The following is a 17,200-nucleotide window of genomic DNA, read 5'->3' as shown; positions in this document are numbered from 1 at the left end:
GTGGGCCTTCAGTAGCAGTCGGGCCAATACGGATTGGCCGCGCCGTCGGGTCGGAGGGAAAAACGCTTGTAGGTCCACTGGTACTGTGCCGGGTCGCGCCGCGCGATGCGTTCGATGTCCGCGTTGAGCGCGGCGGCCGCCACCTGCGGATCCGGGTCGGACACCGCTGCCGCCGCCGGTTCGATGTGCAGCTCGAAGGCCGGCTCGTCGCCCGCATCGCCCACGCGTTCGCAATAGGCATACAGCACCGTGGCGCCGGTGCGCGCCGCCAGCCGCGGCAGCAGGGTCATGGTCAGCGCCGGCAGGCCGAAGAAGGGCGCGAATTCGCCGTCGCCACGCTTGGGCTGCTGGTCGGGGAGGATGCCGGTGACGCCGCCGTCCTTGAGCAGCTTCAACAGATGGCGCACGGCGGCCGGGCCATCGGCGCGCACCTGGGTGACGCGGCCCGCGTCGGCGCCGGGAGCGGCACGGACCAGGTTGAGGAAGGCCTCGCCCACCTTGGAATCGGGCGGCGCGTACAGCACCGCCAGCGGCGTCTTCGCCGCCAGCCACTGGTTGAGCAGTTCCCAGTTGCCGTAGTGCGGCGCGGCCACGATCAGCCCGCGGCCACTGGCCAGTGCCGCGTCGAACAGATCCACGCCGTGCTGCGCGCGCAACAGCTGCAGGTTGCGCGCATGCGGCCGCGTCCACAGGCGCAGGGTCTCCAGCAGCTGGCGCGCGGTGGTGCGCAGGATCGCATCGTGCAGCGCCTCGCGCTCGGGCGCCGGCAACGCCGGATAGGCCAGTTCGAGGTTGCGCCGGGTGACCCGGCTTTCGCGCCGGTTGCGCCGCACCAGCCAACGCGCCAGCGCATCGCCCAGTCGCACCAGCCAGCGCCAGGGCAGGCGGGCGAGGGCGGCAGCGAGCAGGTACAGCAGGCGGGCGGCGAATGCGGTCATCCGCCGAAGTGTAGCCGCTGGGCTCTGCTAGCTTTACCGGCACCGGCCTGCGCAACCGTCATGCCATCCACGTGCGGCGCGTCGTCGTCGCAATCGCTGCCATCCCGCGTGCATGCCACGCGCTACCTGGAACGCCCCCCATGCTCGCCCTCATCCAGCGTGTCACCCAAGCCAGTGTCAGTGTCGATGGCGAGGTCATCGGCCGCATCGGTCCCGGCCTGCTGGCGCTGGTCGGCGTCGAGCCCGGCGACGGCGATGCGCAGGTGGCGCGCATGGCCGAACGCCTGCTCGGCTACCGGGTCTTCGCCGACGCGCAGGGCCGGATGAACCTCGGCCTGGCCGACACCGGCGGCGGCCTGCTGCTGGTCAGCCAGTTCACCCTGGCGGCCGACACCGCCAGCGGCATGCGCCCGGGTTTCAGCACCGCCGCCGCACCCGCGCTGGCTGAACCCGTGTTCAACCGACTGCTGGCAACGTGCCGGCAAAAACACGCACCGGGGGTGGAAACCGGCCGGTTCGGTGCCCATATGGTGATCAGCCTGGTCAACGACGGCCCGGTGACCTTCCTGCTGCGGGCCTGAACCGCCGCCAGCGGGCGCGCCGGCCGGTTTTCCCGATGGAAGCCGTCCGCGCTGGTATAATGCTTGGTTCACCTTCCAACCACCGTGGTGGCGCAGCCCATGGCCAACGAACGTCAGGCCCCCCAGTCCGAACTCAAGCAGCTGATCAGCAAGGGCCTGGAGCAGGGTTATTTGACCTATGCCGAGGTCAATGACCACCTGCCCGACGACGTCGTCGATCCCGAACAGATCGAAGACATCATCGGCATGATTAACGGCCTGGGCATCCAGGTGCACGAAGTCGCGCCGGACGCCGAATCCCTGCTGCTGGCCGGCGAAGCCGCCAGCGGCCGCGAGGTGGACGAGACCGCCGCCGAGGAAGCCGCCGCCGCGCTGAGCGGGCTGGACGCCGAGGGTGGCCGCACCACCGACCCGGTGCGCATGTACATGCGTGAGATGGGCACGGTCGAGCTGCTGACCCGCGAGGGCGAAATCGCCATCGCCAAGCGCATCGAGGAGGGCCTGGGCCAGATGCAGGCCGCGCTGGCCTCGTTCCCGGGCACCATCGCCTCGATCCTCGAGGACTACGAGCAGCACAAGGCCGGCAAGAAGCGTCTGGCCGAAATCATTGTCGGCTTCAACGATCTGCTCGACGAGCCCACGCCCGAGCCGGTGGTCGAGGACGTGGCCGACAGCGACAGCGAGGCCGACGAGGACGAGGACGAGGACGACGGCGGCAGCGACACCGACGACACCCCGACCGGCCCGGACCCGGTCGAGGTCGCCAACCGCATGCAGGCGCTGGCCGACACCTACGCCAAGTTCGAGAAGGCGTACGCCAAGCACGGCCCCGCGCACAAGACCGTGCTCAAGCTGCGCGAGGAGATGGCCGAGGTGTTCGTCACCTTCAAGCTGCCGCTGCCGCTGACCGACGTGCTGGTCAAGAACCTGCGCGACGTGCAGGCCAAGGTGAAGGAGCACGAGCGCCGCATCCTGGACATGGCCACGCGCATCGCCAAGATGCCGCGCAAGGACTTCATCCGCGCCTGGGACGGCAACCAGACCAACCTGGAGTGGACCGACGAGCTGATCAAGCGCAAGCAGAAGTGGTCGTCGGGCCTGCGTGACGTCAAGGACCAGATCGTGGCCGAACAGCAGGCCACGCTGGACCTGGAGTCGGGCATGTTCGTGTCTCTGGCCGACCTCAAGGAGATCAGCCGCGCGCTGGCCTATGGCGAAGCCAAGGCACGCAAGGCCAAGAAGGAGATGGTCGAGGCCAACCTGCGCCTGGTGATCTCCATCGCCAAGAAGTACACCAACCGCGGCCTGCAGTTCCTCGACCTGATCCAGGAAGGCAACATCGGCCTGATGAAGGCGGTCGACAAGTTCGAGTACCGTCGCGGCTACAAGTTCTCCACGTATGCGACCTGGTGGATCCGCCAGGCCATCACCCGCTCGATCGCCGACCAGGCGCGCACCATCCGCATCCCGGTGCACATGATCGAGACGATCAACAAGCTCAACCGCATTTCCCGCCAGATGCTCCAGCAGTTCGGCCGCGAGGCCACGCCGGAGGAACTGGCCAAGGAAATGGACATGCCCGAGGACAAGATCCGCAAGGTCATGAAGATCGCCAAGGAGCCGATCTCCATGGAGACCCCGATCGGCGACGACGAGGACTCGCACCTGGGCGACTTCATCGAGGACACCAACGTGGAGTCCCCGATCGAGGCCACCACCAACATCAACCTCACCGAGACGGTGCGCGACGTGTTGGCCGGCCTGACCCCGAGGGAGGCGAAGGTGCTGCGCATGCGCTTCGGCATCGACATGAACACCGACCACACCCTCGAGGAAGTCGGCAAGCAGTTCGACGTCACCCGCGAGCGCATCCGCCAGATCGAGGCCAAGGCGCTGCGCAAGCTGCGCCACCCGAGCCGCTCGGAGCAGCTGCGGAGCTTCCTCGACATCGATTGACGGCGGGCCCGGCGTCCGGGGGGGCGGAATGGGAGACCATCGACGGGGGGTGGCGCAACGCCCTTGGGCGCGCGGCTGGTACGCGTGCCTGCTCCTGTTTCTGGCCGCGTGGGCGTGTTTGACGCCCTCGCAGGCCGCGACTCCGCAGCTGCACATGCTGCTCGGGTCCGACGACATTCCCGCGGAGCTGGCGTTGGCGGGCGCACCGGGCTTGCGCTGGAGCGAACCGCTACCGAACCAGATGATGTTCCCTGCGGGGGGGCGGGTGCGGTGGCTGCGGCTTGATCCTGGCCCACAAGCCGGCAGCCAGCGCTGGGTGACGCTGGCGCGTCTGCCGATGCGCTCCATCGATGTGTGGTTGCCGCAGGGGGCCACCGGATGGCACCACCACCACGACGGCTTCTTCCAGCCGAACCCGGACCACCGCGCGCTGCATGCCTTTGCGTGGCCGTTGGACCCGGCGGCGGATGGGCGCCCGGTATATCTGCGAATCGAGCATGGCGGCCGCCTGTTTCTGGACGTGGACGTGTCCTCGACCGAGGGCGTGATGGCGATGGAGTCGAAGTTCGTGGCGGTGCTCGCCACGTGCCTCACGGTGCTGGCGGTGATGCTGCTGGCCAACCTGATGTTCTGGCTCAACCTGCGCGATCGCATGTACCTGCTGTACGTGGGTGCGATGGCGGCATTGTCGAGCTGGCTGGTCTTCGCCACCGGCCTGGGATACCTGTGGGTCAGCGGTTTGGCCGATTGGCGCTGGCCCGGGAGTCCGAGCGGCCTGCTGCTGGCGCTGGGCAACGCGGCGCTGCTGGGGTTCATGCACGGCTTCCTGGGGCTCGCCACCGGCGACCGCCTCGCGGCACGGACCATCCGGGTGTTGGCCACGGCGTTGCTGGTGGTGGCGCTTTGTTTCGTGCTTCCCGGCTCAGGCGGTGCGCGCTGGCCGGGGTTGCTGGCCTCGTGGACGTTCTCGTTGGTGCCGCCACTGATGTTGTGGGTTCTGGTGCGCCAGCTGCAGCGCCGTGCACCGGGGACGTGGTTGTTCGCGTTGGCGTGGCTGCCCTATGGCACTTTGAGCGCGATCCGCACGGCAGTGACATGGGGCTGGGTCGATCCATCGCCCTGGACATTGTTCGGTGCCGCCCCGGCGATCGCCTTTCAGTCGCTGGTGCTGGGACTGGCGGCGGTGCAGCGCGCACTGGAACTGCGCCAGGAGCGCGACCTGGCCTTGCGCCTGGCTTCGCATGACCCGCTGACCGCCACCCTCAACCGTCGCGAGGGCGAGGCGCGCTTGGCCCACATGTGGCAGGCCTGGCACCAGCGCCATGTGCCCCTGTCGGTGCTTTTTGTCGACATGGACCGCTTCAAGCAGGTCAACGACCGGCATGGGCACGAGATTGGCGACCGTTGCCTGCGCGTGGTGACCGAGGCGGTGCGCGAACTGCTGCCACCGCGCGCGGTGTTCGTGCGCTGGGGCGGTGACGAGTTCATCGTGCTGCTGCCGGGGATCCGCGTTGATGAGGCGCTGCGCCTGGCCAACGACATCGTGTCGGCCGTCGACGTGATCCGCGTGTCGACCGAAGACGGCCATGTGGCATTGGGCGCCAGCGTGGGCATCGCGCAGGCGGGTGAGGCGGTCGACAGCGCGGCTTCGCTGGTGCGGCGCGCCGACCAGGCCTTGTACCGCGCCAAGCACGAGGGCGGTGCCAGGGTCGCATTGGCCTGACTTACAATGGGCTCGCCGCGACGGGCCTATAGCTCAATGGTTAGAGCAGGGGACTCATAATCCCTTGGTTCCAGGTTCGAGTCCTGGTGGGCCCATATCCCGCTTCACGCGGCGGAGCACCCCTCGTCGGCCGAGCGGAAGCGGTCCGCGCTCACGCGGCCCCGCGCTCCTCGACGTCCTCGTTGACCGCCTCGTCCGCGTCCCCGTTCTCCGTCCGGAAGCGCACCAGCAAGCCGCCCAGCGAGTCCGCCTGTTCGCGCAGCCGTGCAGCGGTGCCCGCGGCATCCTCGACCAGCCGTGAGTTCAACCGGGTGCCGTCATCCAGCACCTCGAGCACGCCGTTGACCGCGTTGACGTCGTCGTACTGCGTCTGCGCACTGGTGGCGATTTCGGTCATCAGGGCATTGACCCGGGCAGCGGCGACATCGATGGCGTGCATGGCATCGGTGGCGCTGCGTGCGCGCTGGGCGCCCTCGGTCGCCGCGGCATGGGCTTCGCGGACCAAGGCGGTGATCTCGCGTGCGGCCTCGGTGGTGCGGGTGGCCAGCGAGCGCACCTCGGCGGCGACTGCGGCAAAGCCGCGGCCGCGGGGGCCGGCATGCGCGGCTTCAATGGCCGCGTTGAGCGACACCAGTCGCGTCTGGAAGGCGATGGCGTCGACGGTGTCGACGAATCCCTCGATGCGCCGCGTGCCGGCCTGGATGGAGTCCATGGCCCGGGTCACGCCAGCCACTTCCTCGCCAGCGTGGCCGGAGGCCTGGTGGGCGCGCGCGGCCTGCTCGGAGGCATGCTGTGCGGCGTCGCTGCTTTGGCGCAGGCCCTGGGTGAGCGAGGTGGTGGCGGCCACCGCCTCGCGCAGGCCAACCGCGTGCTGGCCAGTGCGCCGCGACAGTTCCGCGTTGCCTGTGGCCAGGGTGGTCGACGCCGCGTTGATGGTGTCGCTGGCGTACTGCAGGTGGCCGACCAGGGCCGACAACCCGGAGAATGTCGCATTCGCCTGTGTCTGCAGCCGCCCGAAGACGCCGGCGAGCGGGGCGCCGCTGCGGGCGAGCAGGTCGCCGCGCGCCAACGCGTCCAGCAGCCGCTCCAGTTCGCCGTGGCTGCTGGCCGTGGCGTCCAGCAAGCGGTTCAGGGCGGCGCCGGCGTCCCGCAGGACGCCCTGGTGATGCTCGGTCGACACCCGGTGCGAAAGGTCGCCTTGCGCGGCGTGGGCGACGACGGCGGCGATTTCGCGCCCGGCCTCGATGTCGGTGGTCCGGTCGATCCAGTGCAGCACGCGTCCCGCGACGGCGCCGTTGGCATCCAGAACCGGGGCGCAGGACACCAGCAGGAAGCGTCCGGCCACGAGGACTTCATGGGTGTCCGCGTCCGCCGCGTCGAGGATCGCGCGTAACGGTCCCGGCCAGTCGGCCGTGGTGCCGGCGTCTTCGTCCATGTCGGGCGGCAAGTGGCTGGCAAAGCCGGCCAGCGCCAGCCGCATGCTGCGGTTGAGGAACAGCGGCTGCCCCGCCGCATCGAACACCGCCGTCGGGGCCGCCGCGTGGTCCAGCGCGTCGCGGATGGTGGCACTTTCGTTTGCCATTGCCTGCAGTTGCGCGCGCGTCGCGATGTCGGCGTCGCGTCGCTCCCGGAGCAGGGCCTGCATGTTGGCCAACTGGGCGAGCACGCTGCGCGGATGCCGCGTGTCCGCGGTGAGCGCCGTGTCCAGGTCCCCTGCCGATACCCGCAGCGCGATCGCAGCCGCTTCGCTCGGATCGCCCCCCAGCAGCCGGCGGGCGGTATGCAGCAGCGCCGCCCCCACGGCCAGCGCCAGCAGGAGCCCGGCGCCACCGGCAAGGGCCAGCGCCCAGCTCTGGTGCCGCGCCTCGCGCTGGGCGTCGAGGGCCGCCCATTGCACCTGTTGCTGGCGCTCGCCGACCTGGATCTCGAGCAGTTGGCGCCACGACGTCAGGGCGGGCTCGACCGCTTCGGCATAGCGCACCTGCGCGTACTCCCGGTCGCCTGCCGCCAGCGTGGCGGCCATCTGCTCGGCCGCCTTGTCGGCCTTCTGTTGCATGTCGGCGAGGGCCCGCAGGGAGGCGCGCTGCTCCTCGGTGACGACGACGCGCGCCAGGGCGGCCTGCGACGTCCGCGCGTCCAGCCAGCCGGGCAGGGCCTGCTCCATCCGGGCGGCGGCGTCCGCCGCGGCAGGTGCGGCGGCGGCAGCCTCCAACTCACGGGCGATGCGGGCCGCGGCCATGTCCAGCGCATGCAGGTGCTGCACCTGGGGCAGGGTCTGCCGGGCGATGTGGTCCAGGCGCAACTGCATGCGCGATGTCGCCAGCAGGGCGCCCGCGCACACCGTGGCCAGCAGCAGCGCCATCAGGCCAAGGCCAAGGGCGAGGCGCGCGCGGAACGACAACCGGTCCTTCATTACCATCTATCCGTTTTCGGGCCGGCCAGTAGCATCCCGGAGAATCATTCAGCCTGTATGACAGACTGGCGCGCCACTGGGGCGCCCGCCACAATGCGTGCCATGGACAGCCTCGCCTCTCATCTGCTGGAAACCGTTGAACGCGAAACCGGGCCCTCGCCGACGTGGTCGGTGATCTGGCTGCATGGACTGGGTGCGGACGGGAATGACTTCGAGCCGATCGTGCCCGAGTTGTTGCGGCAAGGGTGGCCGGCGATCCGCTTCGTGTTCCCGCACGCACCGGTGCGCGCGGTGACCATCAACAACGGCGCGCGCATGCGGGCCTGGTATGACATCAAGGACTTCGACCTGGTCAGCCGTGCCGACGAGGCAGGCGTGGCCGAATCGATCATGCAGGTGGAAGCGCTGGTCGCGCGCGAGGTCGAGCGCGGGATCCCGCGCGCCCGCATCGTGCTGGCCGGTTTTTCGCAGGGCGGCGCGATCACCCTCGCGTGGGGCCTGCGCACCACGCAGCCGCTGGCGGGACTGGTGGCGCTGTCGACCTACCTGCCTTCGGCGCAGAAAGCGGATGAGTTCATGCGCACCGAGGCGACCGCCCAGCCGGTATTCATGGCCCACGGCACGCAGGACCCCGTGGTGCCGGTGCAGGCGGGGCACTACAGCGCCGGGTTGTTGCAGCAGCGCGGCTTCGACATCGACTGGCACACCTACCCGATGGCGCACCAGGTCTGCGCCGAACAGATCCGCGACCTGGGCGACTGGCTCACGCGGCGGTTCGCAGGCGCCTGATCGGTGACCCGCCCCGGCAGCGAGTGCGAACCCTGGCTGCCGGACCTGTGCCGGCTGCCGCGGTTGGCGGTGATGCTGGGCGTGGCGGAGCTGGTGGTGGTGGTGGCGGCGTTGTCACCGGACGGTGGCGTGCGCTGGGACGTGGAACGTTTTGTCACCGCCAGTGGCTTCGCGTTATGGCTGGCGCTGACCGCGTCGGTACTTCTGTGCGTGTCGCGAAGCACGCTCTCGCGGCTGCCAAGGCCGTTGGGGGCAACGCTGGCGCTGCTGGGCGCCGGCGTGGTGGCCGCGGTCGGCGCTTCGATGGTGCACGTGATCGACAGCAGCCTGGGCTACGACCTGGTGCCGCCTGCGGTCACCCTGGCGCGCTTCGCCTGGGGCGCGGCCGCCATCACCATGCTGATCGCGGCGGTGGTGCTGCGCTACCTGTACGTCAACGATGGCTGGCAGGCGCAGGTGCGCGCCAGCGCGCGCGCCGAGGTCGAGGCGCTGCAGGCGCGGATCAAGCCGCACTTCCTGTTCAACAGCATGAACACCATCGCGGGGCTGGTGCGCAGCAACCCGGAGGTGGCCGAACGCGCGGTGCTGGACCTGTCGGACCTGTTCCGCGCGGCACTGGGCGCCAACCGCGGCGATTCCACGCTGGCCGAAGAGGTGGAACTGGCCGAGCGCTACCTGTCGATCGAGCAGCTGCGCCTGGGCGACCGCCTGCACGTGGACTGGTACCGCGACGAGCCGCTGCCGTGGGATTTCGCCATGCCGCGGCTGGTGCTGCAGCCATTGCTGGAGAACGCGGTGCTGCATGGCATCTCGCGGCTGCCGGAGGGCGGCGCGGTGGAGGTGGCCCTGTCGGTGGAAGGGCAGGAGCTGGTGCTGCGGGTGCGTAACCCGGCGCCATCGCCCCGCGAGCGTGACGGCAACGGCACGCAGCACGCGCAGGCCAACATCGGCCAGCGGCTGCGTTACCACCATGGCCCCCGGGCGCGGATGACCGCGCGCTGGGATGCGGACTACTATCTGTGCGAACTGCGCGTGCCGCTGGGGGGCGAGGCACGCACCGGATGAAGGGGATGCCGATGCGGGTGATCATCGCCGACGACGAACCACTGGCCCGCGAGCGCTTGCGCGGCCTGCTGGCGGACATGAGCGACATCGAAGTGGTGGCCGAGGCGGCCGACGGCCAGCAGGCGCTGCACGCCTGCGCCGAGCTCAATCCCGACCTGGTGCTGCTGGACATCGCCATGCCCGGCATCGACGGGCTGGAGGCCGCGCGCCACCTGGCGGCGTTCGAGCCGCGCCCGGCGGTGGTGTTCTGCACCGCATACGACGCACACGCCTTGTCAGCGTTCGAGGCCGAGGCCATCGACTACCTGGTCAAGCCGGTGCGGCCGGAGCGGCTGGCCGCGGCGCTGCAGCGCGTGCGCACGTTTGCCGCGGGCCGGCAGCAATCAGTGCCGTCGGGCGAGGGGCGCCGGCGCAGCCATCTGTGCGCGCGCCTGCGCGGCAGCCTGCGCCTGATCCCGATCGAGGACGTGCGCTACCTGCAGGCCGAGGAGAAGTACGTGGTGGTGCACCACGCCCGCGGCGAGGACCTGATCGAGGAGTCGCTGAAGTCGCTGGAGGAGGAGTTCGGCGAGCGCTTCGTGCGCATCCACCGCAACTGCCTGGTGGCCCGCCACGAGATCACCGAACTGCGCCGCGCGCCCGACGGCCACACCCAGGCCGTGCTGCGCCACGGCCGCCAGCCGCTGGAGGTCAGTCGCCGCTGCGTGGCCCAGCTGCGCGAGACGTTGAAGCACTTGTAACGGGCCTCGCGGGCCGGACGACCGGCAGCGAAGCCCATCGGGCGCGGAGCGTTGCCGCCCCGGTGCCGTTCTTCGCGCCGCGGTTGTCAGGATCGCCGATAATAGACGGATGAAGACCCTGCGCATCGCCACCCGCAAGAGCCCGCTCGCCCTGTGGCAGAGCGAGCATGTCGCCGCCCGCCTGCGCGCCGCCCACCCGGGCCTGGAGGTGGTGCTGGTGCCCATGAGCACCCGCGGCGACGAGGTGCTGGACCGCTCGCTGGCGGCCATTGGTGGCAAGGGCCTGTTCCTGAAGGAGTTGGAGTTGGCCATGCAGCGTGGCGAGGCCGACTGCGCGGTGCACTCGCTCAAGGACGTGCCGATGGAACTGGAGCCGGGCTTCGCCCTGCCCGCCATCCTGGAGCGCGCGGATCACGCCGACGCCTTCGTCAGCAACCACTTCGCCGATATCGCGGCGCTGCCGCACGGCGCGCGCGTGGGCACCTCGTCGCTGCGCCGCCAGGCCCAACTGCGGGCGCTGCGCCCGGACCTGCGGTTGCTTGACCTGCGCGGCAACGTCAACACGCGCCTGGCCAAACTCGATGCCGGTGACTACGACGCCATCGTGCTGGCCTGCGCCGGGCTGGCGCGACTGGGCTTCGAATCGCGCATCCGGACGCGGCTGGACGCACCGCAGTGGCTGCCCGCGCCCGCGCAGGGTGCCATCGCCATCGAGACCCGCGACGACGATGCCGCGGTGCAGGCGCTGTGCGCGGTGCTCGACCATGCGCCCACCCGGACCTGCGTGTCGGCCGAGCGGGCGATGAACCTGGCGCTGCACGGCAGTTGCCATGTGCCGGTGGCCGCGTTTGCCACGCTTGAGGGCGATCGTCTGGTGCTGGCGGGCGCGGTCGGCTCGGCGTCCGACGGCACCGTGGTGCGTGCACGCGGCGAAGGCGTCGCCGGTGCGCCGGCCCGGTTGGGTGACGAAGTGGCGCAGGCCTTGCTGGCACAGGGCGCGCGCGACCTGATCAACGCCGCGACCTGACGCGCGCTCAGAACCGCCGACGAATCCCCAGCCAGCCCTCGGCGGTCTGCATGGCGTCGCTGTCGGGCCGGTGGCGGATCACCGCATCGGTTTCCAGCGTCCACTCCGGCCACAGCGCCACGTCCAGTCCGATCGACTGTTTGACGAAGGTGTCCTCGCGACCGGCCTCGACCTGGATGCGCTGGGTCCACTGTGCACGCTCGCCCAGGCGCTGGCCGACATGCAGTTCGCCACGGAACACCGGGCCGGCGTGGCGAACGCCATCGTCGTGCAGCGCAGCCAGGCGGTAGCCAGCGCCGAAGTTCAGTCCTACCCGGGTATCGCCATCGCGGAGCGCGTCGTAGCCGTAGGTGGTGCCCACGCGGAAATGGCTGGCGTAGTGGCTGGAGGGGTGGCGGCGCGTGGCCGGGGGGCTCAGCGACGCGCGGCTGCGACTGCCCGGCAGGCTGGGCGGGCGCCGCAAGGCCGTTTCCAGCGGTACCGCGTGCGGGTCGCCCGCCCGCCGCCAACCACCGTCGCCGCACTGCGTGGAATAGCAGGGCAGGCGCAGATGCGCGGGGTTGCTGGCGAGCGCCATCAGCGCGGGCTCGCCGCCGTACACGGGCGTGGGGATGGATACGAACGGACCCAGCAACAGGGCCAGTCCAACGGCACCAGGCATGCTCGGGCAACGAGATGGAGGAATCTGGATTATGCCAAAACCGGGTCAGGGCGGCCTTCGCCACCGGTTCGCGGCAAGCGGCCTCGCGGGGCATTCACGACCGGAACGGGGCAAACGGCACCGCCCACACCCGGGTTTCAGTAATACAGGCTCACCACATGCCGGGCCTGGGCAAAGAACAGCCAGCGCTCGACTGCAACGCCCAGCAGCGCGGACAACGTGGCCAGCGCCAGGCCGACGGCCGTAGCGGCGGGCGCGGACTGCGCCAGCAGCAGGCACAGCACCGGCACTGCACCAAACAGCGCCACCGCCAGCACGCGCAGGCGGTGGCCGTGTTTGCGGGCCAGCACGAAGCCCATTTCACGGGTGACGTAGTTGGCCTCTGTGTGCGGGCGCTCGAATACGCTGGGCGCGCGCGCGGGCAGGCCGAGGGCGTCTCCGCGACTGACCGGCAGCGGCGTGGTGTCGATCGCGCGCCAGTAGGCCAGCTTCAGCCACGCCATGGCGACGGCCATCGCGAGCGCCGCCCAGCCGCCGGCAGCGGGCCGGCCGGACCACGCCAGCACGGTCTGGTCCAGCAGGCTGCCGGTGAGCAGCGCGAAGCCGAGGTAGCCGGGCAGGACCAGTGCCTGCCGCCAGGCGGGGATCGGCTTGAGCGAGGCGTAGATCATCGCCGTGCTGGCCACGGTGGCCAGGCTGCCGACGATCAGCAGCGCGGCGGTCAGCGACAGCCACCCACCGGGCACGTGGGCCAGTCCGTGGCCGGCAGGATCGAGTTGGCGCGCGCCCAGCAGCAGCAACAGCACGCCGGCCGGCACGAAGGTCGCCAAGGCGGCCACGCCTTCGCGCGAAAGCCACGAGCTGCGCCATTGCGACAGTGCGCGCCACGCCCGTCCGGGCTTGCCCAGGTGGCCGAGCGAGGCCAGCAGGCCGGCGCTGACCAGCACGCCGCCCAGCATCAGCGCGGCCAGCCAGGGGCCGGCGTCGGCCCGTGACACGCCGCCAAGCGCGAGCCGCAGCCCCAGCCAGACCCACAGGCCATAGCCGGCGCCGGACAACGTGGTGAAGAAGATGACGGAAAAGGCGGGATGCATGGATTCAGCAACGGTGTGGGAAGGGGCGGGTGCCGGTCGGCGCGACTGCGTGCAGGGCCGCGGGCGTCACCGCGACAGCACCCGGTCCAGCCAACGCAGCACACCAGGCAGCTGGGACGTGTCCAGGGTCTCCTGCGGTGGCGCCACGGCGGCGGTGCGGCGTGGGCGGGGTGGCAGGTACTTGTTGGTGGGCCGGTAGCCCAGTTCCGGCATCAGGTCCACGCCGCCGCGTTCGGCCACCAGTTTCGAGACACTGGACCCGGGATCGCCCAGGTCACCGAAGTGGCGCGCCCGGGTGGGGCAGGCCTGCACGCAGGCGGGCTGGCGCTCGGCTTCGTCCAGGTGCTCGTTGTAGATGCGGTCGATGCAGAGCGTGCATTTCTTCATCACGCCTTCGACCGGGCTGTACTCGCGCGCGCCGTAAGGGCACGCCCAGGAGCACAGCTTGCAGCCGATGCACTTGTCCTCGTCGACCAGCACGATGCCGTCCTCGGCGCGCTTGTAGCTGGCGCCGGTCGGGCATACGGTGACGCACGCCGGCTGTTCGCAATGCAGGCACGAACGCGGGAAGTGCAGGGTCATGGCCGGTTGCGCCGCTTCGCTGGCCAGCGAGGGCGAGGTCCCGCAGGGCGAAGTCGCCGCGAGCTCGTAACTGTGCACGCGGTTGAACCACACGCCGGAAGGGGCCTTGCCATAGGGCTGTTCGTCGGTGAGCGGCGCGGCAAAGCCGCCGGCGTTCCATTCCTTGCAGCTCACCGCGCAGGCGTGGCAGCCCACGCAGGTGTCCAGGTCGATCACCAGCCCCAGCTTCTTCTTCGACGGTGGTGGCAGCGCGGTCATCGCGAACCCCGCCGGCTGCCCTTGAGCAGCCACAGGCCCAGCACGAACAGCGCCAGCGCGCCCAGCACCGTGGGCAGCAGGCCGAACAGCATCGCCGCCAGTGAAGCGGGCGCGTCGGTGGTGGACACGGTGATGGGGCCGAGCACCCCATGGCCCACCAGCACGTTGACCGCAAATCCGAGTGCCACGCACAGCCAGCCGGCGAAGCGGCGTCCATCGTTCATCGTTTGTCTCCGGCCGCGGAGGCCTTGCGGAAGGCAGCGCCGTAGCGCAGCGGACGTTCGCTGGCCTCGCCGTAGGGCAGTGGCGCGAACTGGGGTGCGGTCTCGTCGGTCGGTGCCGCCCTGGCGATCCGCACGCGCAGATCGAACCATGCCGCCTGGCCGGTGACCGGGTCGGCGTTGGCGTAGTCGCCGCGCGGGGTGACGTCGCTGATCAGGTGGTTGAGCAGGAACCCCCGGCGCGACTCCGTCGCATCCTGCGCCAGCCGCCACGCCCCCTTGCGTTTGCCGATGGCGTTCCACGTCCATACCGTGTCGGGCTGCACGTTGCCCGCCAGCCTGGCCTGCACGGTGATGGTGCCGTGGTGCGAGGTCACCGTGATCCAGTCATCGTCGGCGATGCCGTGGCGCGCGCCGGTATCCGGGTGCAGATACAGCATGTTGCGCGTGGCGATCTGCCGCAGCCATGCGTTCTGCGAGCCCCAGGCGTGGTACATGAACATCGGTCGTTGGGTCACGGCGCTGAGCGGGAAGGGATGCGCCGTCGCGGCGTTGCCGCGCGCGATCTCGCCGCCCGCGATGTCGCCGCCCGTGCCGCTGCCGTCGTGCCCGTCGTTTGCGCCGTGCCCCGGTTGGCGCATGGCATCGACGCTGCTCGGGGAGCTGCTTCCTGTCTGCACGCCCTCGAACGGCTCGTACCAGATCGGCAGCGGATCGAAATAGGTGGCGACGCGCGCGCGATGCGCCTCTGGCGGCTGCGGCGTGCCGTGACCCTGCGCGGCCAGCCGGAACTTCTGCAGGGTCTCGGAGTACAGCTGCAACGCGATCGGCTCGGCGTGGCCGAGGAAGCCCATGCGCTGCGCCCACTCCAGGTAGCCGCGGTTGGCCATCTTGAAATAGCGCGCGTGCTCCGGGATCTCGCTGCGCCAGAAGCCGCCGTGCTCGATGTAGCGCTGCAACTGCTCGGGATTCGGGGCGCCCTTGGCCTGGAGCGTGCCATCGGCGCCGCGCCAGCCGGCGAGCAGGCCCACGCCCGGGGCGCGTTCGTGGCGCACGATGTAGTCGGCGTAGTCGCGGTACCTGGGTGAACCGTCCTCGTTGACCATGCCGGGTAGGCCAAGGCGCGCGCCAAGGTCGAGCAACACGCTCTGGAAACCACGGACGTCGCGTTGGCGGTGTGCCGCACCGTCCGTGGGTCGGCCGTCGCCATCGACGCCACTACCGGCTCCGCCCTTCCCGGCGCGAATGCCCCCGTTGCCCCCGCCGTTCGCGTCATCGGCATGCGCGCTTCCCCCCAGTGCCGGGTCCAGCACCGGGTGGCGGATCGCATCGGCTGCGCCATCGGCGTCGGAAATCGGGCGGTCGAGCAGGCTGATCGCGTCGAATCGCTCCAGGTAGGTGGTGTCGGGCAGTACCAGGTCGGCATAGGCCACCGTTTCGCTGGCGTAGGCATCGGCGTAGATGATGCGCGGGATGCGGTACTCGCCGCTTTCGTCCTTGTCGGTGAGCCAGCCGATGGTCTCGCTGGTGTTCATCGCCGAGTTCCAGCCCATGTTGGCCATGAACATCAGCAGCGTGTCGATGCGGTACGGGTCGCCCGCCCACGCGTTGCGGATCACCGTGTGCATCATCCCGTGCGAGGACAGCGGGTAGGCCCAGGAGAACGCGTGGTCGATGCGCCGCGGCGCGCCGTCGTCGTCCACGACCAGGTCCTCGGGCGCGTGCACGAAGCCCAGCGGCGCGGCATCCAGCGCGCCGTTGGCCTGGCGCGCCCGGCCCGGGCGGTTGGGCGGCGGGATGGGCTTGGGGTAGGGCGGCTGATAGCGGAACGAACCGGGCGTATCGACCGCACCCAGCAGCAGCTGCAGCAGGTGCAGCGCGCGGCAGGTGTGGAAACCGTTGCTGTGCGCGCTGATGCCGCGCATGGCATGCAGCGATACCGGCCGGCCGACCATCTCCGCGTGCTCGCGACCCCACGCGTCGGTCCAGGCGATGGGCAGGCGTACTTCGTGTTCGAAGGCGGCTTCGGCCAGTTCGCGCGCGATGCGGCGGATGGTGTCGGCGGGAATGCCGCAGCGTTCGCTCACCGCATCCGGCGCGTACTGCGGGTCGAGGTAGCGCTCGGCGACGAGGTGGAACACCGGCACGGCGCGGCGGCCGTCGGCCAGGGTCACCTCACCGACGACCTTGGGCTGGATGTCGATCCTGTCAGCAGGTACGGCGTACCCATCGCTCTCCATGCGGGACGCATGCGCGGCATCGCTTGTCGCGCCCGCCCGCTGCCAGCACAACGGACGGCCTTCGCCATCGCGCGCGAACAGGCCGTCGTCGGCCCCGCCCGGATTGCGCACCACCAGCCAGTGCGCGTTGGTGTAGCGCACCAGATATTCGAGGTCGATGCGGTCGGCCTTCAGCAGTTCATGGATCAGCGCGAAGGCGAACAGGCCGTCGGTGCCCGGGCGGATGCCCACCCACTCGTCGGCGATCGCACCGTAGCCGCTGCGCACCGGGTTGATCGCCACGATCTTCGCCCCGCGTGCCTTGAGCTTGCCCAGGCCGAGTTTGATCGGGTTGGAGTCGTGGTCCTCGGCCACGCCCCACAGCATCAGGTAGCGGCTGTGTTCCCAGTCGGGTTCGCCGAACTCCCAGAAACTGCCGCCCAGCGTGTACAGCCCGCCAGCAGCCATGTTGACCGAGCAGAAGCCGCCATGCGCGGCGTAGTTGACCGTGCCGAACTGCTGCGCCCACCAGCCGGTCAGTGCCTGCGACTGGTCGCGGCCGGTGAAGAACGCGAGTTCATCGGGATTGCGCTCGCGGATCGGTGCCAGCCATGAAGTGGCGATGGCCAGCGCCTCATCCCACTCGATCTCGCGGAACTCGCCGCTGCCGCGTTCGCCCACGCGCAGCAGCGGCTTGTCCAGCCGTGCCGGCGAGTAGTGCTGCATGATCCCGGCCGAGCCCTTGGCGCACAGCACGCCCTGGTTGACCGGGTGCTCGGGGTTGCCCTGGATGTAGCGCACGCGGCCGTCGCGCAGCCACACCTTGATGCCGCAGCGGCAGGCGCACATGTAGCAGGTGGTGGTCTTGACCTCGTCGCCGGGTGAAGGCGAGGTGTCGATGTCCGGTTGCTTGGGCAAATGCATGGCATGCAT

Annotated in this window: 14 protein-coding genes and 1 tRNA gene; 8 read left to right on the top strand and 7 right to left on the bottom strand. The window is 70.2% G+C overall.

Annotated elements, in window-relative coordinates; genetic code table 11:
* Window positions 1–8: 8 nt before the first annotated feature.
* Window positions 9–938: a lauroyl acyltransferase gene (locus IP93_RS02160; protein ID WP_144811443.1), complete on the bottom strand. Its 930-nt coding sequence runs from the start codon at window positions 936–938 to the stop codon at window positions 9–11.
* A gap of 140 nt (window positions 939–1,078) precedes the next feature.
* On the opposite strand from IP93_RS02160, the gene dtd reads away from it, so the two are divergent.
* The 4 genes from dtd to IP93_RS02140 all read left to right on the top strand — a co-directional run bounded on the left by dtd (window position 1,079) and on the right by IP93_RS02140 (window position 5,293).
* On the top strand, window positions 1,079–1,519 hold the full coding sequence (gene dtd / locus IP93_RS02155) for a D-aminoacyl-tRNA deacylase (protein WP_144811441.1): 441 nt from the start codon (window positions 1,079–1,081) through the stop codon (window positions 1,517–1,519).
* A gap of 99 nt (window positions 1,520–1,618) precedes the next feature.
* Window positions 1,619–3,475: an RNA polymerase sigma factor RpoD gene (gene rpoD / locus IP93_RS02150; RefSeq protein ID WP_144811440.1), complete on the top strand. Its 1,857-nt coding sequence runs from the start codon at window positions 1,619–1,621 to the stop codon at window positions 3,473–3,475.
* Between the two features lie 154 nt (window positions 3,476–3,629).
* Window positions 3,630–5,198, top strand: a complete 1,569-nt coding sequence (locus IP93_RS02145; RefSeq protein ID WP_158636251.1) for a sensor domain-containing diguanylate cyclase — start codon at window positions 3,630–3,632, stop codon at window positions 5,196–5,198.
* 22 nt (window positions 5,199–5,220) lie between these two features.
* A tRNA-Ile gene (locus IP93_RS02140) sits at window positions 5,221–5,293 on the top strand.
* A 56-nt stretch (window positions 5,294–5,349) separates the two neighbouring features.
* On the opposite strand, the gene IP93_RS02135 is transcribed toward IP93_RS02140, so the two are convergent.
* Window positions 5,350–7,611, bottom strand: a complete 2,262-nt coding sequence (locus IP93_RS02135; RefSeq protein WP_144811437.1) for a methyl-accepting chemotaxis protein — start codon at window positions 7,609–7,611, stop codon at window positions 5,350–5,352.
* Between the two features lie 102 nt (window positions 7,612–7,713).
* Here IP93_RS02135 and IP93_RS02130 point away from each other — a divergent pair, with 102 nt between their 5' ends.
* From IP93_RS02130 to hemC, 4 genes are all read left to right on the top strand, one after another.
* Entirely contained in the window at window positions 7,714–8,400 is a 687-nt protein-coding gene (locus IP93_RS02130; protein WP_144811435.1) for an alpha/beta hydrolase, read from the top strand.
* 72 nt (window positions 8,401–8,472) lie between these two features.
* The gene (locus IP93_RS02125) at window positions 8,473–9,465 is read left to right on the top strand and encodes a sensor histidine kinase (RefSeq protein ID WP_144811541.1); all 993 of its coding nucleotides are present in this window, start codon (window positions 8,473–8,475) and stop codon (window positions 9,463–9,465) included.
* 11 nt (window positions 9,466–9,476) lie between these two features.
* Window positions 9,477–10,205: a LytR/AlgR family response regulator transcription factor gene (locus IP93_RS02120; protein ID WP_144811434.1), complete on the top strand. Its 729-nt coding sequence runs from the start codon at window positions 9,477–9,479 to the stop codon at window positions 10,203–10,205.
* 109 nt (window positions 10,206–10,314) lie between these two features.
* Complete coding sequence (gene hemC / locus IP93_RS02115) at window positions 10,315–11,232, top strand: hydroxymethylbilane synthase (protein WP_144811432.1); 918 nt, start codon at window positions 10,315–10,317, stop codon at window positions 11,230–11,232.
* Between the two features lie 7 nt (window positions 11,233–11,239).
* Here the strand turns inward: hemC and IP93_RS02110 are convergent, their stop codons facing one another.
* From IP93_RS02110 to IP93_RS15735, 5 genes are all read right to left on the bottom strand, one after another.
* Window positions 11,240–11,893, bottom strand: a complete 654-nt coding sequence (locus IP93_RS02110) for a DUF481 domain-containing protein (RefSeq protein ID WP_144811431.1) — start codon at window positions 11,891–11,893, stop codon at window positions 11,240–11,242.
* Window positions 11,894–12,030: 137 nt separating this feature from the next.
* The gene (locus IP93_RS02105) at window positions 12,031–12,987 is read right to left on the bottom strand and encodes a dimethyl sulfoxide reductase anchor subunit family protein (RefSeq protein ID WP_144811429.1); all 957 of its coding nucleotides are present in this window, start codon (window positions 12,985–12,987) and stop codon (window positions 12,031–12,033) included.
* 66 nt (window positions 12,988–13,053) lie between these two features.
* Entirely contained in the window at window positions 13,054–13,827 is a 774-nt protein-coding gene (locus IP93_RS02100) for a 4Fe-4S dicluster domain-containing protein (RefSeq protein WP_144811428.1), read from the bottom strand.
* Window positions 13,824–14,051 (bottom strand): hypothetical protein, encoded by a 228-nt coding sequence (locus IP93_RS02095; RefSeq protein ID WP_144811426.1) that lies wholly within the window; start codon window positions 14,049–14,051, stop codon window positions 13,824–13,826. Before IP93_RS02095 ends, IP93_RS02100 begins: the two co-directional genes overlap by 4 nt.
* The gene (locus tag IP93_RS15735) at window positions 14,048–17,191 is read right to left on the bottom strand and encodes a molybdopterin oxidoreductase family protein (protein WP_199747037.1); all 3,144 of its coding nucleotides are present in this window, start codon (window positions 17,189–17,191) and stop codon (window positions 14,048–14,050) included. Before IP93_RS15735 ends, IP93_RS02095 begins: the two co-directional genes overlap by 4 nt.
* Window positions 17,192–17,200: the final 9 nt, after the last annotated feature.

The organism is Aerolutibacter ruishenii (assembly GCF_007830115.1).
GTDB classification, from domain to species: Bacteria; Pseudomonadota; Gammaproteobacteria; order Xanthomonadales; family Xanthomonadaceae; genus Aerolutibacter; species Aerolutibacter ruishenii.
This window is presented reverse-complemented; position numbering and strand designations above follow the sequence as displayed.